Source organism: Streptomyces spectabilis (genome assembly GCF_008704795.1).
GTDB classification, from domain to species: Bacteria; Actinomycetota; Actinomycetes; order Streptomycetales; family Streptomycetaceae; genus Streptomyces; species Streptomyces spectabilis.
Genome location: NZ_CP023690.1, coordinates 7,150,794 through 7,175,801 on the forward strand (window position 1 = coordinate 7,150,794; position 25,008 = coordinate 7,175,801).

15 protein-coding genes are annotated in these 25,008 nt (G+C 68.6%); 5 read left to right on the plus strand and 10 right to left on the minus strand.

Features of this window, described 5'->3' with window-relative positions:
- Positions 1-15: 15 nt before the first annotated feature.
- Entirely contained in the window at positions 16-618 is a 603-nt protein-coding gene (locus CP982_RS31405; RefSeq protein WP_229878679.1) for a hypothetical protein, read from the minus strand.
- Positions 619-662: 44 nt separating this feature from the next.
- The gene (locus CP982_RS31410; RefSeq protein ID WP_221515270.1) at positions 663-1,937 is read right to left on the minus strand and encodes an AAA family ATPase; all 1,275 of its coding nucleotides are present in this window, start codon (positions 1,935-1,937) and stop codon (positions 663-665) included.
- 475 nt (positions 1,938-2,412) lie between these two features.
- Between CP982_RS31410 and CP982_RS31415 the strand changes: the two genes are divergently transcribed.
- Positions 2,413-3,213 carry a beta family protein gene (locus CP982_RS31415; RefSeq protein WP_260422959.1) on the plus strand — a complete coding sequence of 267 codons (801 nt, stop codon included), beginning with the start codon at positions 2,413-2,415 and terminating at the stop codon, positions 3,211-3,213.
- 18 nt (positions 3,214-3,231) lie between these two features.
- Here the strand turns inward: CP982_RS31415 and CP982_RS31420 are convergent, their stop codons facing one another.
- The 3 genes from CP982_RS31420 to CP982_RS31430 all read right to left on the minus strand — a co-directional run bounded on the left by CP982_RS31420 (position 3,232) and on the right by CP982_RS31430 (position 8,065).
- Positions 3,232-7,101, minus strand: coding sequence for a caspase, EACC1-associated type (locus CP982_RS31420; RefSeq protein ID WP_150513536.1), 3,870 nt, complete (start codon positions 7,099-7,101; stop codon positions 3,232-3,234).
- Complete coding sequence (locus CP982_RS31425; protein ID WP_150513537.1) at positions 7,098-7,520, minus strand: effector-associated constant component EACC1; 423 nt, start codon at positions 7,518-7,520, stop codon at positions 7,098-7,100. Before CP982_RS31425 ends, CP982_RS31420 begins: the two co-directional genes overlap by 4 nt.
- 104 nt (positions 7,521-7,624) lie before the next feature.
- Positions 7,625-8,065: an ATP-binding protein gene (locus CP982_RS31430; RefSeq protein ID WP_150513538.1), complete on the minus strand. Its 441-nt coding sequence runs from the start codon at positions 8,063-8,065 to the stop codon at positions 7,625-7,627.
- A 149-nt stretch (positions 8,066-8,214) separates the two neighbouring features.
- Here CP982_RS31430 and CP982_RS31435 point away from each other — a divergent pair, with 149 nt between their 5' ends.
- Entirely contained in the window at positions 8,215-9,066 is an 852-nt protein-coding gene (locus tag CP982_RS31435) for a helix-turn-helix domain-containing protein (RefSeq protein ID WP_150513539.1), read from the plus strand.
- Positions 9,067-9,068: 2 nt separating this feature from the next.
- The gene (locus tag CP982_RS31440) at positions 9,069-9,266 is read left to right on the plus strand and encodes a DUF397 domain-containing protein (protein ID WP_150513540.1); all 198 of its coding nucleotides are present in this window, start codon (positions 9,069-9,071) and stop codon (positions 9,264-9,266) included.
- A 50-nt stretch (positions 9,267-9,316) separates the two neighbouring features.
- On the opposite strand, the gene CP982_RS31445 is transcribed toward CP982_RS31440, so the two are convergent.
- The 4 genes from CP982_RS31445 to CP982_RS31460 all read right to left on the minus strand — a co-directional run bounded on the left by CP982_RS31445 (position 9,317) and on the right by CP982_RS31460 (position 19,560).
- Complete coding sequence (locus CP982_RS31445; RefSeq protein ID WP_150513541.1) at positions 9,317-14,491, minus strand: class I SAM-dependent DNA methyltransferase; 5,175 nt, start codon at positions 14,489-14,491, stop codon at positions 9,317-9,319.
- Between the two features lie 13 nt (positions 14,492-14,504).
- Positions 14,505-17,462, minus strand: a complete 2,958-nt coding sequence (locus CP982_RS31450; protein WP_150513542.1) for a DEAD/DEAH box helicase — start codon at positions 17,460-17,462, stop codon at positions 14,505-14,507.
- An 83-nt stretch (positions 17,463-17,545) separates the two neighbouring features.
- Positions 17,546-18,778 (minus strand): serine/threonine-protein kinase, encoded by a 1,233-nt coding sequence (locus CP982_RS31455; RefSeq protein ID WP_150513543.1) that lies wholly within the window; start codon positions 18,776-18,778, stop codon positions 17,546-17,548.
- A gap of 11 nt (positions 18,779-18,789) precedes the next feature.
- Complete coding sequence (locus CP982_RS31460; protein ID WP_150513544.1) at positions 18,790-19,560, minus strand: hypothetical protein; 771 nt, start codon at positions 19,558-19,560, stop codon at positions 18,790-18,792.
- Between the two features lie 201 nt (positions 19,561-19,761).
- On the opposite strand from CP982_RS31460, the gene CP982_RS31465 reads away from it, so the two are divergent.
- Together CP982_RS31465 and CP982_RS31470 are read left to right on the plus strand one after the other, a co-directional pair.
- Positions 19,762-21,624: a DUF4357 domain-containing protein gene (locus CP982_RS31465; RefSeq protein WP_150513545.1), complete on the plus strand. Its 1,863-nt coding sequence runs from the start codon at positions 19,762-19,764 to the stop codon at positions 21,622-21,624.
- The gene (locus tag CP982_RS31470; RefSeq protein ID WP_229878677.1) at positions 21,621-22,865 is read left to right on the plus strand and encodes an McrC family protein; all 1,245 of its coding nucleotides are present in this window, start codon (positions 21,621-21,623) and stop codon (positions 22,863-22,865) included. The genes CP982_RS31465 and CP982_RS31470 overlap by 4 nt, the downstream gene beginning before the upstream one ends.
- Before the next feature lie 279 nt (positions 22,866-23,144).
- On the opposite strand, the gene CP982_RS31475 is transcribed toward CP982_RS31470, so the two are convergent.
- Positions 23,145-24,674 (minus strand): helix-turn-helix domain-containing protein, encoded by a 1,530-nt coding sequence (locus CP982_RS31475; RefSeq protein WP_150513546.1) that lies wholly within the window; start codon positions 24,672-24,674, stop codon positions 23,145-23,147.
- Between the last annotated feature and the right edge of the window lie 334 nt (positions 24,675-25,008).

Below are 25,008 nucleotides of genomic sequence, written 5' to 3' on the forward strand. Positions count from 1 at the left end.
CCTGGTGACGTGGGGCTATGCCGCCTTGGGCCAGGCTGTGATGTCCTTGGCGAAGTCCATGAAGGAGCGGTTGTTGCCGGTGGGCTTGGGAGACACGTGGCCACCCTTGACGGCCTTCTCCATGAGCTGGGGCGCGTGTGACTCACGGTAGTCGGGCTTCCCGAGGTTCTTCATGAGATGCTCCTTCGCCTTCTGCAGCTTGGCGAGGTCGCGCCGACAGTCCGCCTCCTTGAGCTTCCAGCCGGGATGGAGCGCGGTGAAGGCGTCGGGGAACAGCATGAGCCAGGCCTCGATCTCGTAGGCGGCCAGAGCCAGAGCTGTGGGAGTGCCCTTGAAGACGCCGTTCATTTCCTCGCAGAGGCGGCGTCGCAGTTTGTCGTAGGACTCGTCGGCGACGCCGTCGAGGTCGGCGTGTATGACGATGCCAGCGAGCTCGGCCGTGTCCGCCAGAGCGTTGGCGTACTTCTTGATGTCCTGGAGCCGGGGATGGAGTTTGGACTGCGCCCGAGCCAGGCGAATGGGCTTCTTCAGCATGCGCACCTCGGGGCATTCGCCCGGGTGCAGGGCGGGGAGCAGGTGCTGGAGGACCTTGCGGTCGTAGTCTCCCTCTCCGGCCACGACGATGATCGAGCGGCGCCGCCGGGACGGCGCGGATCCGCGGCTCACAGGCCACCGCCCAGGGCTCCGGAGTACCAGAGGTCGCCCATCGGCTCGTACTCGGACTTCTCGATGATCCGCTGGATGTCCTTGGGGCGGCGTGCGGGGATTTCCGAGGCACCGTTCTTGCGGCGCTCGCAGATGACGAGTTCCTCCGGCTCCAGGTCGTTCAGGACGACGAGCGAATGCGTGGTCACCAGGAACTGGCTGCGAGTACTCGCCTCACGGAGCCGGCCGACGAGCAGGCTCAGAGCGTGGGGGTGGATGCCGTGGTCGATCTCCTCGACACAGGTCAGCAGTGGCGGCTCCGGATCGTGGAAGATCGCCAGCAGGCAAAGGATACGGACGGTTCCCCATGACGCCTCGGTCAAGCGTGTGCGCCCGCGAAGGCCGACTTCTTCCAGCTCCACCGCGAGACGGCCCGCCTCGCCCGGCACGTCCACGAGGTGGATGTCGCTGATCTGTGGAACCACCGTGCGGACATCCTCCAGGAGCATGTCCCAGGCTTCACCGTCATCCCTGAGCGTCTTGAGGAAGTCGGCGAGGTTGGAGGCGTCGTTCTCCAGGCGGCGGCCGGATTCAGTGATTCCCCAGGGCTTCCGGGCGGCCCGGACGTCGGGGTCGAAGACCCGGATCTGCCGGAGGTGGCGCGTCAGCTCGCCGAGGGCCGCCTTGGAGGACGGGAAACCGGGAGCCCCCCACGACTGATGCAGGCCGGACGCCATGCGTCCGACCTCTACGCCCTCGACGTCTGCAGGGCCTGTGAGAGTCAGGCGGTCGCCCGCGAACTCGACCGATGTGGGTGCCCCGGCTTCCGGGTGCTGGGTCAACCGCTCACGCCGGTACATGGTGTGGCTCTGCCGGGAGCCTTCTGGTAGCCGGGGGCGGGAGATGCTCAGCTGGTACCGGTCGGGCTCGTCCTCCGAGGCGAAGTCCGACCAGATGCCTTCGATGCCGACCGATATCCGTGACACCGGCTTCGGGCCGCCGCGGAAGGCCAGCACGTCGAACCCGCCCTGGGCGCTCAGCGCCGGTTCGATCCCTTCACGGGACACGTCGCCCAGGAAACTCAGGGCGTGCAGGACGTTCGACTTGCCCGCAGCGTTCGGGCCGACCATGACCGTCAGCGGGCCCAGCGGCAGCTTCACGTCCGTCAGGGTGCGGAAGTTCCGGACCGTCAGTCCGAGAATCTGGTGGTTCACACGCGTGCCCAATCGTGGAGCAGCCGGGCGCAGCACGGCCGAGGTCGACAAGCGGTGCCACGGCAGACGCACGGTCATATACGTGCAGACGTCGTGGGGTTCGGCTGCCGAGCTTCACGAACAGTACCTCGCTGGTCACAGCGCTACCAGGTTCTTGAACGTTCCAGCCATGAAGGCTGAAAAGGCATCATTACACGCAGCGGTGATGCGGCTGATCCTGAAGCAGCGAGCAAGGAAGAACGAGTAAGGGAAAACGAGGGGGAAGAGCGAGGTAAGAGGGCGCGGGCCGAGCCTAGGGGGAGCCGTCATGTCCGGACCGCTGTACGTTCCCGTCCTGCCGGCGAAGCCGCACGCTCGTCAGGCGTACCGGCAACTGAGTCCGGCGGCGCAAGCGGCCATCGTGTCGCTGTGGAACCTTCCACCCCGTACAGGCCTGCACCCTGATGTACTCGCCACGGACGTACGGCAGGACATACGCGAGGTGAGCCGAGTCCAGCGTCACCATCCGGCCTGAGTCGATGCCCCGTTCGCCGACGAGGCACAACTGTCGGTCCTGGCCCATGTGTTGTCTGCGGACGTCGAAGTGAGCCCGCTGCGCCCGGTGACGGGTCCCGAGCGTCCTGAGGGGCATCAAGCCGCGGTGTTGGAGCACGCCCGGTCCACGGCGAGCGGGCTCGCCATACGGGTCATGATGCCCGGTGAGGGGGACGATGCCGTCGCTCACGGGGTCCGTGATCTGGTCGCCCGAGTCGATCCCGCAGTCGAGGCGGACCTCCTGCTCGACCTGGGCGCCGTGCGCGCCGACCGGCCCGACGCGGCCAAGGAGTCGCTGCGCGCGCTCGACGCCCTGATGCCATTGATGCCATGGCGGACGGCCGCAGTCCTTGGCGGCGGCTTCCCCGACGTGACGGCCCGCCTCCTGGAACACGGCACGGCCGTGGAACCCCGCTGGGACTGGCTCGCCTGGCGCGAGTTGACCAGCAGCACCCGCGAGTTCGTTCGCCGACTCGAGTACGGTGACTACGGCATCGACTCCACCCGCGGCATCGCACGGGGACCCTCCTCCGGCAAGGGTGGTCCGCCTTGGGGCGTGCTGCGGTACACCACCGACGAGTCGTTCGTGCTCATGAATGTGCTGACGCGAGGCGATGACCGGGCTGCTGCCATCCGCGCCGTCGCCTGGGAGATCCTCGCGTTGCCGGACTTCCGTGGCGCGACGGCTGGCGTGGGCGAGGCTTGGCTACGCGACTGTGCGCGAGGCGAGGGTCCGCGAGGCACCGGAAACGCAGCGATCTGGCTGCGGGCGGGCAACGTCCAGCACATGACCTACGTGGCCCGGAGCCTGCAGCCTTGACCAGGGCGGGGTCCGGCCTCAGGCGAAGAGCGGCTCCAGCATCGACTCGCCCGCCAGGATTCGCCATGCCGGCACCCGAACCGTCCGCGTCACCGGTCCGGACTTCGCCCCGAAGCCGCCGGACGGCAGCCCTGGCAGCAGGTCGCCGTGCGCGTGCGTCAACCGCAGATGACGAGCTGGGTCCTGGTCGTGCTCCGGTCCGGTGTCGATGAGCACCGCGGTGTTCGCGCCGTCCGCTGTGAAGACCAGGTCCACTGCGTGCCCGCCGACGACCGCCTCGCGCTCCAGATCGATGATGCCGCGGCGGCCGAGGTATGCCTGGAGCCGGTCCGCGAGCTCCTCACGGAACCCGGACCGCGGCTCGGCCCCGAGAGCCGTCCCCCGATCCGCCGAGGACCCCGCACCCAGCACCTCCGACCGGTCGGCGAGGAGCGCCGGCAGCCCTGCCTGCCCCTGCCAGAAGCCATGACTGCCTACCGTGATCAGCTGCGACTTCGCCCGCGTGACGGCGACGTTCCACAGGTTGACCTGACTCGCCACCCAGTGCGTCGTGCGCGGAGGGGTGTTGCCGGTTGCCACCGGACTCAGGACCATGACGTCCCGCTGCCCGCCCTGGAAGGCGTGCACGGTACCGACCCTCACCCGGTCGTCCTCCGCCCACACCCGTGCCAGAGCCTCCTTCTGCGCGCGGAACGGTGTCACGACGCCGACCGTCGCATCCTCGGGAAGCCGCGCCAGCAGCTCGTCCACCGTCTCCCGTACCCGCTCGGCCTCCGCCGGGTTGCGCCAGGACTGACCACCCCCGCCCCGCGCGGACTCACCGTGCGGTACGTCGACCCAGCCCAGCACCGGCGCCGGATCGACCAGCCCGATCGGATCGAGCGCCGGGACCTGCCTCCGGACGTCCGTCAGGACCTGCAACTGCCCTGCGTAGCAATAGCCGTTGACCACGTCCGCGATCGCCGGATGGCACCGGTAGTGCTCGTCGAGCAGCAGCGCCGCCTCGCCGTGTTGCGCCGCCGCGTGGTACGACGCGTACACGTGGTACGTGAGCCGGTGGTCCTCCAGCTGGGCCGCGCTCAGCCCCGCCCGCACGCGGGCCTGTCGTTCCTGCTGCGCCGTGATACCGGGGATGTGCCCGAGCTGCATGGGATCGCCGATGATCAGCGCCCGCTTCGCCCGGAAGAGCAGCGGCAGCACCGCCGGGATCGAGCACTGGCTCGCCTCGTCGATCACGACGAGGTCGAAGAGCTCCGGGGTGAGTTCGAGTTGGCGAACCGAATGCGTACTGATGGCCCACCCCTTCAGGTGTGTCATCAGATTGCGCTGGCTCTTTTGGAAGCCGGAGCGTCGGCGCAGCGCCTGGAGCCGTTGGCTCATCAGCGAACGCCCACGAACCATGGCCTCGGCAGCCACCGCCCGGGCCAGCTCGCCCGACGTGTCCGACAGACCGGCGCTGCTCTCCAGGCGTGCCTGCTTCAGGGCCCCCTCGTCCTGACCGAGGTGCTGCGATACGAGGTCCCTGAGCGTCCCTTCCACAGCCGCGACCTCCGCCAGGGCGAGCAGGAGTTCGGACGGTACGGGCCGGTCCGTGGCCCAGGACGGCCAAGGGCTCACGGGGGTCTCCCCGGCCGAGGCGACGAACGCGGACAGGGCCCGACCTCTGCGCCATCGGCCGAAGGAGAACCACCGGGCGGCAGTGGCCTTTCGCGCCCGCTCTTCCCAGTGCCCGAGCGCGGCGACTCCGCTCTCGGGCCAGGCACCCTCCAGCAGCTCCACCGGCAGTTCGAGTTCGTCAGCGCGGCGCGCACGCTCCCGCAACAGCTCCAGCAGCCGCGCCTCCTCACCGATCAGCCGCGCCGCCTCGGCCTCGTGCGCGGCGGCTCGGGCGTGCCGGTTCCTGAGGTCGCCCGCCACCGTCGCCGAACCCCGCGCCGGGCCTTCGATCGGCTGGGCGAGCAGCCGCTCCAGCTTCGCGGCCTCGCGCTCCAAGGCCTCGGCATTCCCCGTACGCATCAGCAGCCCTGGCGAAATCGCGTCGCAGCGCTCGGCCACCACGTTGACGGCCTCGTTGTTCGTGGAGGCGACGAGCACGGACTGCCCGACGGTGACCGCCGTGGCCACCACCGCTGTCACCACCTCGCTTTTCCCGGTGCCGGGAGGTCCGGTGGAGACGGTGAGAGGCCGGGTCATGGCCGACGTGATCGCCCGCTCCTGGCTCTCGTTGCACGGTCCGGGAGACACCACCACCGGCGCACCGCGCCCGCTCTCCCCGCCGTTACCGCCGCCCGTCAGGAGCGCGTCCAGCGCGGTACCGGAAATCTGCGGGGTGCGCGTGGATATCTGGAGCAGGTTGTCCACGAGGGCCTCGGTGGCGACCCGCTCGACACCCGAGGGCGCGAGCAGTACCGCGGCGTTGTGGGCGCCGGGCCGCAGCGAGTCCATGACGGACCGCTCGCTGAGCGCGGACAGGTCGAGCGGCTCCAATTCCGGCAGCCCGAGCTGCGTCAGGAGTTCCCGCACCGCCTTGACCATCTGGGCGCCGTTGCCCTCCTGCCAGGTCGGCTGCCAGCGGGCCAGCAACTCGGCGGCGTCATCGTCCGCCAGCAGTTCCGTGATCACACCGGTGTGCAGCGAGGGCACCCCGCTCGGGCTCAGCCGGTCACGGCCGTCTTCGTCGGGCGCGAGCTCCATCGGTTGTATCAGTAGCGGCGCGATCCGCACCGCGGCCCTCCGCCGGCCGTCCCCACCGCGCTCGGGCAGGGTGATGGCCGGGTACCCGTACCAGTACTCCTGCAGTGCGGCCTCGTCGACCTTCGCGCCGGTGCTCTTCGGCTTGGGCAGCTGGGGAGGGGCGGGAAGACCGGAGCCCAGTCCGGACTGGATCGTCTCCGGCCCCTGGTTCAGGAGGAAGTAAGCGGAGCCCCGGCTGCTGTCCCGGTCGGGAAGCATCCCCGACGCGGCCTGCGCGCCGAGGCAGTGCGCGTAGTAGCGCAGGAGCCGCTGCCAGTCGACACCATCCTGGGCGTCCTGCCCGGCGAGCCGGCGTGCTTTCAGCAGCGCTGAGGAGGGCGGGAGACCTTCGGCGGCATCCCGTGACGGTTCGGGGAGTTGGACGGACCGTGCCACCGAGCGGGCCAGGGGGAGGGAGCGCGTCGCGCGGATGGTGGACTTGGTGGGCCGCTGTTCCTCGGGTACGCCATTACGGACCATCTGCGAGGTCAGGTACTCGAAGAGGTCGTCCGGCGTGATCCAGCCGCTGTCCTTGATCCGCCCGCTGCGCAGCCCCTCGACGATCTCACCGGTGAACCGGGAGGTGCCGAGCGAGGACCCGGCCGGTGCCATGGCCGAGGCGGCCTGGAGGGCGTCCGAGGCGGTGATGAAGTACACGCCGGTCGGCCGGAGGAGGGTACTGGGCGCAGGCCATTCACTCCCGTCGGATGCCCCCTTGGCAGTCCAGCCCTGTACGACGGAGCCGCTGGAGCAGCAGTCGAGCAGCACGACCTTCGACGAGGCCCGGCAGGACTGGAGCATCCGCTCCAGGAACTCGGCGGGCACGGCGGTGCCCGGCAGGTCGTCCGGGTCGGCATCCCGAGTGAGGAAGTACAGCTGCCCGTCCGCCTCGCAGAACTCCCCATGTCCGCTGAAGTAGAGCAGCGCCGTCTCGCTGGCCTGCCGCTCCTCCAGGAACTCCTCGATCGCGTGCAGCATCTCGGCGCGCGTCGGCTCGGCGACCATCGCGCACTCGTTGTACATGCCGATCTCGGTGTTCTCCAACACCGCCTGCATGTAGTGCAGGTCCGCCCGGACCGGCGGCAGATCGTGGTAGCGATCGCTGTCGTACGTGGATACGCCGATGAGCATGGCGTACCGGTCGTTGTCGCTCACGCCGCGCCCGGCCCGTGCTGGTCGCCGTCGTCGTCCGCCGTGCCGGTGTTCCCGTTGAGGAACCGCTCGATCTGCGCGTCGTCGGCGCGGGCCTGCTTGCCGGAGATGGTGAGCGACGCGCCGTCGGGCCGCGTGACGACGATGGTCCGCTGCGGCACGCGAGCGAGCCAGATCTGAATCCCGGCGGCGACGAAGGAGCCGCCGCTGAACACGAGCCCGATGAGGTCGGAGACGGGCCCGCCCTTGAGGCTTTCGCTGGCGGCGTCCTGCTGCTGGCCCGGGACGTCGAGCGCGGCCAGCGGGTCGGCGTCGGTAAGGGCGGTGAGCAGCTCGCGCGCTTCGCGTCGGGCGCGCAGCGGATCCTCGTCGACGATGGAGATGCGATAGTCGGCGGCCGGGGCGGTGTGGGTGGTGCTCACGTTCGCTGTCTCCCCCTTGGGTTCCCCGTGCGGTGCACACGCGGACGGACGATGCTAGCGGCAGGCACTGACAGACCGGCGGCTGGTTTCCGAAAGCCTGCTGGTCATTGGCGTGAAACGCACAGCTCCGCCCAGACAGTCTTGCCGGGAGCACCGACGCGCGGCGCGACAGCCCACCGGCTCGCCAGCCGCGCCACGACGAACAGTCCGCGCCCCGACTCGGCGTCCCCGGGCGGCTCGTGGGAGGAGAGCAGCGGCACGCGTTCGGTACGGGTGTCGGTGACCTCGATATGCAACGTGTCGGTGGTCCCGGTGAGCCGGAGGTGGAAGTCCCGGCCGGATACGTGACCGTGGCGCACGGCGTTGCCGGTGAGCTCGGCGGCGATCAGCGCCAGTGTCTCGTTGTCGGAGGACGTGTAGGGGTGGCCCCAGGTGTCGAGGCGGTGGGCGACGAGTCGGCGGGCGAGGCGGGCGCCGCGCGGCGAGGAGGTGAAGCGCGTTGAGAACTCAAGCGCCGCTGGTGCGGGGGAAGTTTCGCTGTTCATGGGACACAGGCTTTCGCGGGCTGCTTACGCTGAGTAAGACACGGGGCGCGTACGCGTAGTAGCGGTAGGCGACGTGCGGTTACGTGTAGGCGGCGCGGAGCGTGACGGCCGACGCGGAGCGGCGTTGGCCGGTGGAGGTAATGCCGGGCATGAACGAACCCACCGAGCGACCGGACGACGACCCGGGTGCCCCTGCGCCGGACCCGGGCTCGGGCATGCTGCGCGTCTTCGGGCGGCAGTTGAAGCGGTTCCGGGTACGGGCGGGGTTGGAGCGGTCGGAGTTCGGAGCGAGGCTGGGGTACTCCACCTCGACGATCGCGGCGTACGAGCAGGGGCGGAGGGTGCCGCCGCCTCGCTTCATCGACCAGGCGGACGACCTGCTGGACGCGGGCGAGGTCCTGAAGGAGATGAAGGAGGAGGTTGCGCGGGCGCAGTACCCGGCGTTCTTCCGCGATGCGGCCAAGCTGGAGGCGGAGGCGGTCGAGCTTCATGTGTATGCGACCCAGGTGACACCGGGCCTGCTGCAAACCGTGGAATGCGCCAGGGCGGTGTTCGGGATGTGGAGACCGCTGCTGAAGGAGGAGATCATCGAGCAGCGGATCGCAGCCCGGTTGGCAAGGCAGGAGATCTTCACCAGGCGCCCGCACCCGCACTTGACCTTCGTGATTGAAGAGGCGGCTCTTCACAAGCGCCTTGGAGGCAACCAAGTCTGGCGAGGACAGCTGGAGCACGTCCTGCTGATCAGCCAGTCACGCAACGTCGAGATCCAAGTGATGCCGCTCGATCGTGAGGAACATGCAGGCCTCGCAGGGCCCTTCACCTTGATGGAGTTGAAGGACGGACGCTGGATTGCATACGCGGAGGTGCAGAGCGACAGCCGTCTGCATACCGAGCGGGCCAAGGTCCGTGAGCTGGAGGCTACGTATGGCAGCCTGCGTGCTCAGGCCCTCACACCGTGGGATTCGCAGGCTCTGATCGAGAAGTTGCTGGGAGAACGATAAACGTGCAGAAGCCGAGGTACGAGAACGACTCGCTTGCCTGGTTCAAGAGCAGCTACAGCGCTGGAGACGGCGGCGAGTGCGTCGAGGTGGCTGAAAGCCTGGGCAGCGTCCACGTGCGCGACTCGAAGGATACGAACCGTCCTGGGCTCGTGGTCGACGGATCTGCGTGGACTGCCTTCGTGGGCTTCGCAAGGCGGTAGAACCGCAACGTGGCTGCCCCAGGCCTTGAATGGTCTGGGGCAGCCACGTGTCACGCCGTGTTCTCAGCCGCCTTGCGCACCGGGGGCGTCCACCGTCCGAGGGCGACCTCCGTATCCAGCCGCGCCTGGAAGCGTGCGTGCGCTGCCCGCATCTCGGCTTCACGGTCAGCCTTGTAGAAGGGACCGACGTAGCCGGCAGGGGGCGGGGTGTTGGTCGGGTCGGCGAGGTGGGCCTCGAAGTCGAGCCAGTCCTGCTTGGTCTGTCCGTGCCCGTACGTGTTGAAGTTCTCCGCGATCTTGCGACCGTTGGCGTCGAACCAGGTCTTCGCCTCGTAGTCGTGGAGCTGCGGGTAGCGCGACTTGAAGATCGCGACGAGCTGGTCGGCAGTGATGCCGAGCCATACGGAGACGAGGGCGTCCAACTCGACAACGGCCGCGCGCCGTTCGTGCTCAGTGCGGAGCGGTGTGTCGTATTCCCAGGTGGGTCGAAGACCTGCAGCTAGGGGCTTCAAACCCGGCCAGTTGGGGTTAGCCCAGTCTTCGTAGCCTGCCCACCGAGGGTCGAACAACTCTTCCCAGAGCGGTGAGTAGTGCCTGGTCAGTGCATTGAGGCGGAGGGCGCGAAGTAGCAGGGCGGGTGCCAGGGGGTGCTTGGGGTTGGGGGCGGGCATTCTACGGGCTTCGCTGTTTTGGTGGTGGGAGCGTCCAGTGATGCGCAGAAGATAGTCGAGGGGTAGCGAAGCCCAGAAGCCCGCGTTGAGAACGGTGAGGAGCCCTTCCTCCAGGGCCAGGGACTGCACCGTGTGTACGTGCGCGGGGCCGGGGGGAATGAGGGCGGCCTGCAGACTGCGGGCGTTGTTGGCAGGGATCATGGCGCGCCAGGCCAGCCGGAAGTGCGTGGTGTACGGCCTTCCGAACCAAGAGTCCTGAGCCGCCATGTACGTTGCTTCGTCGGTGGCCCGCACGTAGTTGGTCACAGGGACGTATTCTTCGGCAAGCTGGGTCGGTACCAGTGAGTCCCAGTCCCTGTTACTCCGGCAGGGGATCCTTGGCTCCTTTGAGAATGGAAGCGCGGATGCGAAGTGCGGTCCTTGCAGGATGACATCCGTGAGCTTCGTGGCAGCCTGGTTTCCCCAACGGGTCAGGCCCTTCTTCTTGGCGGCCGCTTCGTCATATCCTGTGGTAATTGACGGGCTGTAATCGTCCAGGCTGCTCGGGTAGTCGGCCAGAGCCTTGATTGCCCCTTGCTCGCTCACGAGGACGGGGTAAAGCAAGGGGGTCTGATTCACTGGGCCCGTCGAGCCCGTCAGGGACTGCCAACTGGCCAGCAACGGTGTGCTGACATGCACCACGCGTTCGCGGTGAGGTCGGACATCCCACGAGCCGTTGTGCTTGATTCCGGGAGGTGCTCCTTGTCCCTCGTGCGTTAGTGAATCCGGAAGTACATCGGCGTCGCGGAGCTCGCTGAGATGTAGGAAGCTGGGTTCCTGCGGCGTGCCGTAAACGTGCAACCCGAATTGCTGGGCGCGATCGAGGTCTTCGAATGCCCAGTTTGCCGAGTTCACAAAGTGCGCGTGTACCCGGAGATGCCTATATGTGGCAGCTCGGATCGCTCCCTCGCGTACGCCGCCGAAGTGTGTGTCCGGATGGATTAGACCTGCGTTGCCGTGCGACGCGGTGTGATGCCACACCTGAGCCATGAAGGCCCGGTAGAGGTCGCCTTGGGTACCCGCAAGGAGTGGGTACGCGGCGGAGCTACGCAACACATTGACCAGTCCCGAAAGTGCGGCCAACTCGTCGAGGACGAAACTCCGATCGCCCGCGCTCGGCTGCAATACAGCCTCCTTGCGAAGTCTCCACTCGGCAGCGCTCGGTTTGTCCGTAAGAACAAACCAAGGCTCCAACTCCGCCAGAACCAGGTCCTCTCGCCATTGCGGCCGAACCCACGGCGGATTCCCCACCTGCAGATCAAACCCGCCCCGCCCCCCAAACACCTGGGCGAACTCCAACTCCCAATGGAAGAACCCCTGCTGCCCCGCCACATCACTAGCAACGCCGACCCACGGGAACCGGCTCTCCAGCCAGTAGGACCGGTCCATGCCCATCCAGTCCGGCAGCTCGTCCTCGTACTGCTCCAGCGCACCCAGGGAGTCAAAGGAAGACACCAGCGACTCCGCCGGCACGTCGTGCGTGCCCAGCAGTGCCTCGGCGAAGTCCAGCCAGTCGTCCAGCTCCGCCAGCGGGATGACCTCGCGGCGCTGGCCCGCGAATGCCTGCTCGCCCTGCCGCTTGCCCTTCCGCCGCTTGTCGATGTCGCCGCGCTTGACCTCCTTCACGGTGACGTTGCCGAGGAGGTCGACCTCCTCGTACGTACGGATGACGTCGGACGCCGCCGCCCCTGCACCAGCTCCGCCCTGAGCGGGCACGGCCTCCGCCCGCTCGTACCGCCCGTCAGAACCATCCAGCAGCCCCACCTCCTGCACCGGCCAGAACCACAGCGCACACCACGCGTCCATGAGCTTCTTCAGTCGCCAGTACGGGGTGTCCACTGCCGTCAGGTCAGCCAGCACCTTCTCCCGAGGCACTGCTTCTCTCGGCGAGCGCAGCCAGTCAGCCTCCGCCTCCCACACATCCACCCGCCGCGAGATCTCCCGCTCGGAGATCGTCAGCCGCTGCACCACCAGGTCCCACAGATACTCGGCGCGCCGAGCCAGGCCCTGCAACCGGGCCGTCTGCTTCGCCGATGGGGACTTCGTGACCGCCTTGCGCCAAGCACCCAGCGCCTTCGCGGCCTCCGGCGCGAGCGCCTTCGCCTCCTTTTCGGCGGCGACCGCGCCCCACTCCTTCGCGGGGAGGAGGAAGTGGTGCACTGAACCCTCTGGCAGCGGCGCACCCGCCTGCGCGTCCGCCAGCGGGTACCGCTCCGGCGTCGTCCCCAGCCAGCCGCCCTTCTTCAGGCGCTCGGGGCCGTACACCTCGCGTCGGCCGCCGATCAGCGAGTTGCCGCGCCGCAGGTGGAGGCCGAACCAAGGGGCCTCCATGCCGGGGTGCATGGTGTTGAGCCACAACGACACCTCGGCCAGCTCCACGGCTGTCTCGTTGAGGTCCACGCCGTACGAGTTGTGCAGGGCGATGTACGCCTTGGCCTTCTGGAGCTCGACGGCGTACTGCTCCGTGTCGATGGAGCGGCCGAGTTCCTTCTGCCGGCGGCGCAGGTACTCGGCGGCGACCTGGTTGATCGCCTCGTTGAGGAACGCGCCCGAGCCGAGGGCCGGTTCGCAGATTTTCCAGTCGAGCAGCTCGCGAGCCTCGGTCACGGTGTCGTCCTGGTCCAGGCGGTGCTGGAGGGCCAGCTGCACCGTGACCTTGGTCAGCGACTCCGGTGTGTAGTACGAGGCCGAGGTCTGGCGGTCGCGGCCGGAGAGCCGGTAGACGAACGAGCCGGGGGCGTAGCGGACCCGCAGTTCCTCGCCCGTGTCCCGGTCAGGGCGTCGGACGAAGACCGTGTCCGCGTACTCGTCGGCTTTCGACTTGGGCACCAGCCAGGAGCCGTCCTTTGGGTCGCCGCCCTTGGCGACCTCGTACAGTTCCTCGCCCGCGATGAAGCCGGAGTACGACATCAGGCCCTCGTACACGGCGCCGAGCTGGTTGATGCCCAGCTGCGCGTACGAGATGAAGCCGCCGCGCTCGCCCTTCTTGCCCTTCGTGAGCATGAGCTTGTGCAGGACCTCGTACAGGGTGGCGTTACGGAGCCGGGTGTCGAGGTAGCGGACCGAATCGCCACGAGCGAGGGCCTCGTCGGCGTCGTGGCGCGGGTCGGTGACGGTGTCCGCGCCGATCAGCCGGATCGAGTCCCGCTCGAAGAGCGTGGAGTGCAGGGGCTCGAAGCGCAGGCCGAGGTCTTCGCTGGCCTTCGGCCCGACGACGTCGGTGGTCTCCGTCTCCTCTGGCTCGTTCGCCTTCCCGTGCGTACGGCGCGGCCGGTAGCCGTCCTGGACCTTGCGGAACAGCAGGTCCAGGGACTCGTACAGGTAGAAGCCGCGGCGGGACTTCTCGTCGATTAGGTCCCGCTCCGCCACGAGCTCGCCGAGCCGCCCGAGGCCGTAGCCCAGCTGGTACTCGGGATAGTCGGACGGCAGGATGCCCAGCTCGGGGCGGGCCTCGGCGTACAACAGGAACAGGATGCGGTACAGGTAGCGCAGCGACTCGCGGGTCAACTGGCGCCCCAAGTCGGGGAGTTCGCCGATGTCCTCGGGCCGGATACCCTGCTCGCGCAGGCGATCCAGGACCTCGTTCGCGATCAGCTCGACGCTCAGCCGCAGCCCGTCGCGCAGCTCGCCGGAGACGCCCACCGCGTGCTTGGTGGACTTGCCGACGAGTTCGGCGAGGGGGTTCTCGCCGCCTTCTTCGGGGGTGCGGAGGGAGTCGGTGCCGAACAGGGCGGCGACGGTGTCGAGTTCGCCGCCCGCCCTCGTGTCGTTGCGCTGGAGCGCGGTGTCGAGGGAGACCGCCAGGTAACGGCCCTCGCCCCAGGCCATGCGATCGGCCAGGACGACGACGCCACCGACGAGCAGCAGGACATAGCGCGGGGCGTCGTCGCAGGCGAACAGGAAGGAGGCCAGCTTGGAGCCAGTGGTAAGGCTGTTCGAACCGTCGAGGGCGACGGGGACGAGGAGACGGCCGGGGCCGTCGGGGTCCAGGGCCGCGTCCGGCTCGGCGGCCCAGCCGCAGTCGACCGCGACGAGGCCCTTCTCGGCGTGGGCGACCGTGACCTCGTAGCCCTGGCCGGCCCGCTCCACTGTGAGCGTGCCCGCCTTCGCGTCGTAGCCCAGCGCGCGCAGGACGTCGGCGTTGAGAGCCTGCATCCGCTCACGCCACACGGGGGCGTCGTACGTCACCGAGTCGTCCTCGGTGTCGGGCGTGGAGGCGGTGCCCTCGGCGTCCTCGGGGAGGGCGAAGAACGACCGGGCCCGGAAGTAGTCGCGGCGCAGTGCCCGAAGCCCGGCCCGCGGGGTGACGGGCAGGGCCGTACCGGCGTCCTGGTGCGCGGTGTCATCGGCGGAGGCGGTCTCGCCCGCCTCGCCCGTGCCGGCCGGCGGCCTGGCGGCCTCTTCCCGCTCCTTCCACGTCTGGAGCAGGCCCGTCTTCAGATCCTTGGGCAACACCTCGGCGAGGTAGTGGGCCGAGAAGTAGTCGCCGCGGTTGACCAGGGAGTCGTACGTCATGACAGTGGCTCTCTCAGAGGGCGGCGGGCGCGGCGGACACAGATGCGGACGCGGCGGGCGGTGCGTCGGGGTCGGGCAGCAGGACCGCGAGGACCCGCAGCATCGGGCTCTGCCCGGTGGTCAGCAGGTCGTCGGCGAGGTCGGTGAGCCGCTTCTTGGTGCGCTCGCCCGCGAGAGTGGGCTGCTCCCAATCGCCGAGCCGCAGCTTGTGGCGCTCGATCGACTCGCGCAGCGGCCGGTCCCAGGCGTCGCGGTGCCGCTCCATGAAGGCCTCCGCGGCCTCCAGAACCTTCGGGATGGCCTCGACCAGTGGGTCGGGGTCCCGGTAGCGGAGCTTGTTCGCCATCGTCGGGCCGACCCCGGAGCGGCGCAGCAGGGACACCATGTCGTCGTCCACGGCTCCGCTCCTCGTCACGCCCATCCACTTGACGACCGTCGGCCTGCCCAGCGTGTTCGAGTACACGCCCTGGACGAGATACGTGGGCTCGGCAACGCCCGCCGTGATCATCGGTGCCTCCTGGCGCCCGAGCCGGACGAGGACCTTGTCCGTCAGCCATTCGACGACCGGGTGGAGGTCGGTAAGGAGAGAGATCTCCGGCCAGCTGGAGGTGGAACCCGCCTCGCGGGCCCGCTGGAGCGAATGCTGGGCGAGGCGTCGGTTGAAGGTGACGAGGAGCCGCTCGCGCAGCCGCTGTTCCCGCAGGTAGTCCACGGGAAGGGCCTTGAGGCGGTGGAGGAGGTCGGTCGGCGGGCGGAAGGACAGCAGGCCCGACTGCTCGTCGCGGTCGAGGTCCAGCCGGTCGCGGGCGTCCGGGTACACCTCGCGCAGCGCCTCGTCCAGGAAGTGGGCGGTCGAGTCGAAGAGGCGGGGGAGTACGGAGCCCGTACCCGTGCTCGTACTCAGGTCGCTTCCGAGTGCCCCGGGGGAGGACCCGCCGGTGTCACCACCGCTCTCCGCCTCCGGCTCCTCGCCGACCGAACCGAAGAAGTCCGCCAGGAAGCCGTCCATCGCCGCCGCGCCGGTCTCCTCACCGGACCGGCGCCCGTCGAGGGACTCGTCCACGGTCCTGCCGCGCAGAAGATCCTGGATCAGGGACTTCTCCTCGGCCTCCGCGCGGTACAGGCCGGTGACGGCCTCGGCGGTGCCGAGCGAACGGTGCGCCTGGTCCTCCCGTTCCAGGAGCCGCTCGGAGACCAGGGTGTCGTCCTTCGCGCCCTCGGTTTCGCTGGTCAGGATCAGCGCGCGGAACTGGGGCGGGTGGGCCTGCCCGTAACGGTCGATACGGCCGTTGCGCTGCTCGATCCGGATCAGCGACCACGGCACGTCGTAGTGGACCAGCTGGTGGCACTGTCGGTGCAGGTTGACGCCCTCGGAGGCGACGTCGCCCGTCAGCAGGATCCGTACCGGGGCGCCGGCGAGTCCGAACTCCTCCACGACCTGCATCTGCTGTTCGTCGGAGAGACCGCCATGCATGACACGAAGGGATTCCTTTGCCGCGCGGCCCCGGAAGCCGAGAGCGGCGGGCAGGACGGTGGCGAGCCACTCCAGGGTCTGGACGCGCTCGGAGAAGACGACGACGCGGGTGTCGGAGGACGGGCCGACCTCGATGCTCTTCAGCTGCTCCACGAGCGCGCCGAACTTCGCCGAGTCCGCCTCGGCCAGGTCTGCGGTCAACTCCGTCAGACGGCGCAGGGCGGCGAGTTCCGCACCCGTGACCTGCGGGTCGTCCTTCTTCTCCAGGGTCTTCACGCGGGCGGACACGGTGGCCTTGAGCGCCGCGTGGGAGGAGAGGAAGGACTTGAGGAGGGTGTACGGGAAGAGCGGGACCGAGCTCACGGACGGGCGGCCGTCATGGGGCAGCCAGACGGCGGCCAGCTCCTCGAAGATCTTCTCCTCGGCGGGGGTGGCCGGGCAGTGCACCGCCTGAGATGGGCCGCGGTCCGCCCACTGGCCCTTCATCTGTTCGCGGACCTCGGCGCTGATCTTCGTACGACGGATGAAGAGGTGCTCGATGTCCTCGGCGCGGTAGTTCTCCGGGTCACGGATCGCCGCCGGGTCCAGCAGACCGATCAGCTCGGCGAACGACTTCGCGTCGCCGTTGTGCGGGGTGGCGGAGGCGAGGATCAGGGCGTCGGTGCGCGGCGCCAGGGTCTGGGCGAGTTGATTGCGCAGGGAGCCACGGTTGATCAGGTTGTGCGACTCGTCGATGACGACCGCGTCCCAGCGGATCTGCTCCAGGTGGTGACGGTACTGGTCGGTGTTCTTGAGCGTGTCGATGGAGACGATCACGCGCTTGAAGAACGTGAACGGGTTCCGGCCCGCGGGGATCTCGCGCTGGATCCGCTCGATGCCCACCGAGTCCAGCCGCACCAGCGGAATGGCGAACCGCGTCCACAGCTCGTGCTGGAACTGTTCCAGTACGTGCTGGGGCGTGACGACGAGGATGCGCTCCCCCCGGCCGCGGCGGATCAGCTCGGCGAGCGTCAGACCGATCTCCAGCGTCTTGCCCAGGCCCACCACGTCCGCGATGAGCAGTCGCGGGCGCAGATTGGCGCCGGAGAGCGCGAGTTCGGCGGGGCGGCGCTGGTAGGGGAGCGAATCCAGGAGGAAGGAGTCGGCGAGCGCGAGTCGTCGCTCGGACTGCGGCAGGGCCGTGCGACGTAGTACGGCCTCCAGGAACAGCCGGGAGCGCCGGTAGTTCGGGGAGTCGTCCGTGATCAGCCGGGTGTCCCGCGGGTCGATCAGCTCGATGGTGTCCAGGTGTGTAAAGAACACGGCCTCTTGGTCCCGGACGAAGTCGGACACCCCGACCACTTCCACCCGGGCACCGTCTGCCCTGGTGGGAACCGTGTTCCTGACCAGCCACACCTCGTCGCGTACGAGGACCTGCGCGCCTGCCGGGAACTGCTCCTGCCCAGCCGCATCCGATGCGTCGCCGTTCTGCTCGGGGCTGGTCTGGACGGCGGTCACCCGTGGCCTCCTGTGGTGTTTCGTGACGGACGTGGCAGGTCCTCCAGTATCGCGGGTCCGTCGGCATCGCGGGTCCGTCGGTGTCAGAACGCCGAGTGCGCCGCGTAGACCTCGCGAAGCCGCTGTGCGGTGATCCGGGCCTGAGTGGAGTGCCGCCGCTGCACGGAGCCACCGCGGGCCGGCCTGGAGGGGGTCGGCCGGGAGGCCTGGGAACCGTCCGCGGCCATGACGGGCTCAGGAGAGGCCGGATCGGCCGGGGGCCTCACCACGGGGGAGACAGAGGGCGGGGCGGGCGGGTCGACGAGGGGCGGGACCGGCTCGGGGGCGGTGGCGGGAAGCACGGCGGTCGTCGCCGTCTCGGCGTCCGGCAGGTCGACCGGGGTGGTGGGAAGCGGCGGGGCGACGACCGTGGGCAACAGACTGTCCAGCGTGTGCGAGGGCGCCGCCGTGTGTGTCGTGAGCCGACGCCGCGCCTGGGCGACCTTGAAGCCCTGCGCCTCGATCACCGCGCGGCACTGCTGCACGACCTCACTCAGAGCGGGCCGGTCCTCGGCCTCGTGTGCCAGCATCGCCGTCAGCAGAGGCACCAGCTCGTCAGGCGCCCCCGAGAGGTCGGGCGCCGTATCCGGATCGGTGACCTGGTGGAAGAGGACATGGATGTTGGCCGCTTGGTACGGGAGGTGGCCGGAGGCAGCGAACAGCACCACGGCACCGAGCGCGTACACGTCGACCGCGGGCGTGAGAGGCCGATCGCCTCTCGCCTGCTCCGGCGGCATGCACGACGGGGTGCCGACCACGGTGTTGGGTGCGGTCAAAGACACACTCGACTCGGCGAAGACCGCGAGCCCGAAGTCGATGATCTTCGGTCCATTGGGGCCGAGCAGCACGTTCGCCGGCTTGAGGTCACGGTGCACCAGGTCCTGCTTGTGCACGATCGCGAGTGCCTCGGCGAGGGTCGCCCCGAGTGAAGCGACGAGCAAGGAGGGCAGCGGGCCGTGGCGTGCCACGTGCCGGCTCAGGTCGAGGCCTTCGATGTACTCGGTCGCGAGCCACGGCGGGTCGGCCTCCGCATCGGCGTCCAGGAGGGCCGCGATCCGGGCGCCCCAGATTGTCTTGAGGATCTCCACTTCCTGGGCGAAGCGCTGCCGGGTCTCGGAGTCCACGACCGAGGGTTTGATCACCTTGACGGCGGCCGGCTCCCCACCGGGCGACTCTCCCAGGTACACCTGCCCCATTCCACCGTGCCCGATACGCCCGAGCAGCTCGTAGCCACCCAGCTCGACGGGGTCATGTGGGCTCAGGGGCGCGATGTGCACGAGGGGCCTTCCTACTCGGACGTGTTCGGATGAGTGGGGACAGAGTCGACGTGTCCGGCCGTACCGCACACGGTATCCACCGGACGACCCCGGCTGCCGAAGTCCCGCCTGCGCTCCGCCAGACACTGCAGCCACAGCCGGTAGGCATGACGCGCCTCGCGGACGGACTCGCGGGCGAAATCCTCGTCGGCGAAACCCACGGCCGCGGCCTGTTCCACCACGCGGACCAGATGGGCGGCGACCTCGTCGAGACGCTCGGCGTGGGCCTTCCGCAACTGTGGCGCCAGCTCCTCCTCGCGGGCGGCCATGGCCATCAGGTCCTCGAAACCCGCTTCGTCCGCGTAGGAGGAAGGAAGGTCAGGCAGGTCCGAGGCCGCGAGATGCCGCACAGCGGGCAGCGCGCGCTTGGCCGGTGCTTCCCGACCGAGAACCCGATGGAGCAACAGGCGGGTTTGGTCCGTGCCGCGGACACGAGCAGAGACGGCTTCCAGGGCGTCCAGCTCATGGGCGACGTCGCTGGAGGCTCCTGCCGGGAGCAGTGCGTGCAACCGGCCCGCGATGGCCCGGCCCGTCTCCGACGCGTCGTCGATGACGTCGTCGCAGGCGTCGAGCTCGGCGAAGGCGCGCCCGGCCGTATGTATGGCGGCTGTCACCATGGCCGGGGTGTCACCGTCGAAGCGCCCGACCACCTGGGCGAGCTGTGAGGAGGTCATTGCGACCGCTGTGAGCAGCTCCTCCGCCTTGTGCTGCCTGGCTGGCCCGTTCGATGTCCTGGCGTCCACCGCTTCCCCCCTCGCTGTGACGGTGCCCTTGCCCTAGATCATGAACACCCGGCACCAGGCGGGGCAACGTGGGGCGGGATGTCTGACGGCTGAGATGCCGGAGTTGGCCGGAAACGCGCGAAGCGGCACCGAAGTGGATCACGCAAGCCCCACAATGCCCCCATGCCCACCCCGCCACACCACCCCGACCTGAGGAGTTCGATGCTCGATCCGTACCCGGAGTTCCAGCTACGCCTACCGTATGGCGGGCCCTCCGCGCGAGGGCGGCTTCTCTCCGAGAAGGGGACCAACGGCAGCCAGAAGATGGTGGTGCTCGCCGGCTCTCCGGCGCGGCCGGAGGTCGTGCCGTCGTTCCCGGTGCGCATGCCCTCCTCGTACAGGCTGCGCGAAAAGCTGATCGCGGACGGGACGATACGTGAGACCGCCACCTGGCCGGGATGGCTCGAAGTGATCCAGGACGTGGAGTGCAATTCGCCATCCGCGGCGGGCGACATCCTCACGGGCCGCAGCTGCAACGGTTGGGTCGAGTGGAAGACCGCTGACGGTCGGCCGCTCGCCGAGTTCCTCGACCAGGTCTGGGCAGGTCCAAGTCGTGCCTGGCTGGTGAGGGGACCCCACTCCGTGGGGCCCGACCTGTTCTGGCGTACGTGGCTTCCTGAGGGAAAGGTGTCCCTCGCCGCTGTCCGCCTGCGTCCGGACGTCACTCAGGGCGTCAGCAAGGAGCAACTGCGCGCGTTCGTCGACGAGGACTACGAGTCGACCGCTTCGTACAACGAGAAGGTGCAGATCGTGGAGGAGCTGCACGCCTTCTTCTCCAGGATGCGACCGGGCGACACGGTCTGCGCGGTCTCTGACGGACGGCTGTGGGTCGGCGAGATCACGGGCAACGTCGAGCAGAGCGTCACCGAGGACGGCAGCCGCACCCTGTGGCGCCCCGTGGAGTGGGGTGGCGACGAAGGCATCCCTCTGGAGAAGCTGCCTGGGGAACTTCGGCAGAAAGTGTCGGCGCGTCACGACCTGGTCGACCTCACCACAGTCAAGGCCTTCATCGACGGCCTCGGGGTCAGTGACAAGGAGCTCGTGGAGGAAGCCCGGGCCGGGGGCGCCGGGGCCGGTGTCGAGCCTCTGGCCGTCGTCGCCCGCCGTGAGGTGGAGCTGCCCGAGCCGACCGAGGAGCTGCGGAAGAAGCTCCACGTGCACACCAGAGAGTGGTTGCAGGACGTCAGGCAACTTCTCGACGACGAGAGACAGTTGATCTTCTACGGCCCTCCAGGGACTGGCAAGACCTACCTCGCGCAGGAGCTTGCCGAGTTCTTCGGTGGTGGCCGCGAACAGGTCGAGCTGGTCCAGTTCCATCCTTCGTACTCCTACGAGGATTTCTTCGAGGGCTTTCGCCCTCGCGAGGACCCCGGGACGCATGAGGTCGCCTTCCGACTCACGGCCGGCCCCCTGCGGGAGTTCGCTGAACTTGCGCGTCGCGAGGGCAACAGGCACATCCCCCACTTCCTGGTCATCGATGAGATCAACCGGGCCAACCTCGCCAAGGTCTTCGGCGAGCTCTACTTCCTCCTCGAGTACCGGGACCGGTCGGTCCGGCTGACCTACTCGGACGAGGACTTCTTCCTGCCGCGCAACCTCTTCATCATCGGCACGATGAACACCGCCGATCGCTCGATCGCGCTCGTGGACGCGGCGATGCGGCGGCGTTTCGCCTTTATCGAACTGTCCCCTCGCATAGAGCCGACGCGTGGGCTGCTCCGTACCTGGTTGGAGACCGAGGAGAAGGACTCCGAGCCCGCCGACCTGCTAGATGCCCTCAACGCCCGCATCGACGACCCGGACTTCCAGGTCGGGCCGTCGTACCTGATGAAGCCCGGAGTCTTCCGGGACGGGGGACTGGAACGGACCTGGCGAACCAAGATCCTCCCGCTGCTGGAGGAACACCATTACGGCGAAGGCCTGAACATCGAGAGCCGCTACGGGTTGCCGGAGCTGCGCAAAATGCTGGCATCGCGGCCCGCAACCCTGTCTCCGCAACCGGGTGAAGGGACCGGACCGGAGTGACGCCCGTCGTCGCGCTCGTCGAGCACGCGCCTGCGCGGTCGTTCGCCCTACCGGATGCCGTCGGCCGCGCCCTGACCGCCATGAAGATTCTCGAAGAGGCCGGGCCGGACGCCTACGCTCAGGGCGCCTGGCGGTTGCGTGCGGGCAGCAAGGTCGGGGTGGTCGCGCTGACCCTGCCGGGCGGCGAAAGCGTCACGGTGCGCATCACGCCCAAGGTGCCGGTCGCGCGTCTGCTCTTCCTGATCGGCTACAGCAACGACCCGCGGGGCTGGCGGGACGGCGGCGTTGATCTGGCCGAACACGACGAGCTGCTTCCGGCGCTCGCTCATGCCGTCGAGCGGCAGATCGACCGTGCACTGCGGCAGGGCCTGCTTCAGGGCTACCGGACAACCGATGAGTCATCCCACGTCGTACGCGGTCGGCTTCTTGAGGCCCAACAGATTCGGCGCCGGTTCGGGATGTTCCTCCCGGCAGAGGTGACCTTCGACGAATTCACCACCGATATTGCCGAGAACCGTCTCCTGCGCTCGGCCGTCGACCGTCTCCTCCGCCTCCCCGGTGTCCCCGGAGCCGTACGTGCACGCCTGATGCGCCAGCGGTCCCGGCTCGTGGACATCATGCCGCTCGTGCCAGGGCAGATCCCTCTCAGCTGGCAGCCGACACGACTCAACGTCCGCTACCACGCGGCGCTCAGGCTTGCCGAGGCGGTGCTGCGGGGATCGTCGACGGAGCACCTGCCCGGTGGGCTGCGCATGGATGGATTCCTCTTCGACATGAACGGCGTCTACGAGGATTTCGTCTGCAAGGCACTGGGGGAGGCCATGCGGCCCCACGGAGGGAGAAGCGTCCTGCAGGTGCGGAACATCCACATGGACGAAGGCAATTCCATTCGTCTGCGACCCGACTTCGTCTGGTACGGAGACTCAGACAAGCCGACGATCGTCGCCGACGCCAAGTACAAGGCCCGGGAGAGCCGCGGCTTCCCGAACGAGGACCTGTACCAGATGCTGGCCTACTGCACCGCCCTCGGACTGCCTGAGGGACATCTGGTTTACGCGAAGGGCAACGTCTCACACACCAGTCACCGCGTGCGACACGCCGGAACTGTCCTTCACCAGCACGCGATCGACTTGGACCAGCAGCCTGCGGGGTTGCTGGCCGAGATCGAGGTGCTGGCTCGGCACATGGTTCACGGCGTAGCCATGTCGAGTCAGGGTGGGCACCCTCTGGGCGCTGCTTGAAGGCTGGCGCCGGTGCCTGTGGCGTACGTCCGCGCACCCTGGTTCGCTGATGGCCCGCTGAACCAGCTCTTCTCTGACGGAGCAGCTACTCCGCGTGATTCCGATCATGCATCACGCGGAGCGTCGTCCGAGCTGCCCTAGTGTCTGGGGGGGGCTGGCCGATAATCTTTCGGCCCTGGCGCAAAGCCCCAGACAAGTCCCACAGGTGCTGGCCATCCCTTTCCTGGCCCGCATACATGCAGGTCAGGAAGGGGATGGCGGCATTGGCCCTGGAGGTCGTCAGATGTCCCGGAACGTCTCGATCTGCGCCCCGACGGAGTTCAGCCGCTCCGCCAGGTCCTCGTAGCCGCGGTTGATCACGTACACGTTGCGCAGGACCGACGTGCCCTCGGCCGCCATCATCGCGAGCAGCACGACGACGGCGGGACGCAGTGCGGGCGGGCACATCATCTCGGCGGCGCGCCAGCGCGTGGGGCCCTCGACGAGCACCCGGTGCGGGTCGAGCAGCTGGAGGCGGCCGCCGAGCCGGTTCAGGTCCGTGAGGTAGATCGCCCGGTTGTCGTAGACCCAGTCGTGGATGAGGGTCTTGCCCTGCGCCGCGGCCGCGATGACGGCGAAGAACGGGACGTTGTCGATGTTCAGGCCGGGGAACGGCATGGGGTGGATCTTGTCGATCGGCGCCTCCAGCTTGGAGGGGCGCACCGTCACGTCCACCAGGCGGGTGCGGCCGTTGTCCGCCGCGTACTCCGCCGAGCGGTCGTGGTCGAGGCCCATCTCCTCCAGGACGGCGAGCTCGATCTCCATGAACTCGATCGGCACCCGGCGGATGGTCAGCTCGGACTCGGTGACCACGGCGGCGGCGAGCAGGCTCATGGCCTCGACCGGGTCCTCGGAGGGGGAGTAGTCGACGTCCACGTCGATGTCCGGCACGCCGTGCACGGTCAGGGTCGTGGTGCCGATGCCCTCGACCTTGACGCCGAGCGCCTCCAGGAAGAAGCACAGGTCCTGGACCATGTAGTTGGAGGAGGCGTTGCGGATGACCGTGGTCCCGGCGGAGCGGGCGGCGGCGAGCAGCGCGTTCTCCGTCACCGTGTCGCCGCGCTCGGTCAGGACGATCGGGCGGTCGGGCGTGACGTCCCGGGCGACCTCCGCGTGGTACAGGCCCTCGGTCGCGGCGATGTCCAGGCCGAAGCGGCGCAGCGCGATCATGTGTGGCTCGATCGTGCGGGTGCCGAGGTCGCAGCCGCCCGCGTACGGAAGGCGGAAGCGGTCCATGCGGTGCAGCAGCGGGCCGAGGAACATGATGATCGAGCGGGTGCGGCGGGCGGCGTCCGCGTCGATGGCGTCCATGTCGAGCTTGGCGGGCGGCACGATCTCCAGGTCGACGCCGTCGTTGATCCAACGGGTGCGGACGCCGATGGAGTTGAGGACCTCCAGGAGGCGGTAGACCTCCTCGATGCGGGCGACGCGGCGCAGGACCGTGCGGCCCTTGTTGAGCAGGGAGCCGCACAGCAGGGCCACGCAGGCGTTCTTGCTGGTCTTGACGTCGATGGAGCCGGAGAGACGACGGCCGCCGACGACCCGTAGGTGCATCGGACCCGAGTACCCGAGCGAGACGATTTCACTGTCCAGTGCCTCGCCGATGCGGGCGATCATCTCAAGGCTGATGTTCTGGTTGCCGCGCTCGATGCGGTTCACGGCGCTCTGACTGGTGTTGAGCGCCTCGGCCAGCTGCGACTGTGTCCAGCCACGGTGCTGCCGGGCGTCACGAATGAGCTTGCCGATGCGTACGAGGTAGTCGTCTGCCATGCGCCAGAGGCTATCTCAGATATGAGATGAGGTACGCGCTGGGGTAGGCCATTAGAGGAGTGACTGGTTCTGTCCCGTCAGGCGCTCGCCGTCGTGCGGACGTTGGACCCGCAGGTGGGCGCCGTTCATCACTGTGCCCGGGCCTCCTGGGTGTTGCACGCCGACGGACGGGAACTCGGCCACTTGGCGCAGCGTCGGCCGTCGCTGAGCCCGGGGGCGCACACGCCAGGGCGTGCGAGGGCGATCGGGCCCGTCCGGCGTTCGAGGATGAGCGCGCAGCGCGATACGCCGCCCAGGGCCCCGGGGCCAGCGCACGCGCGGTTGATGTATTAGA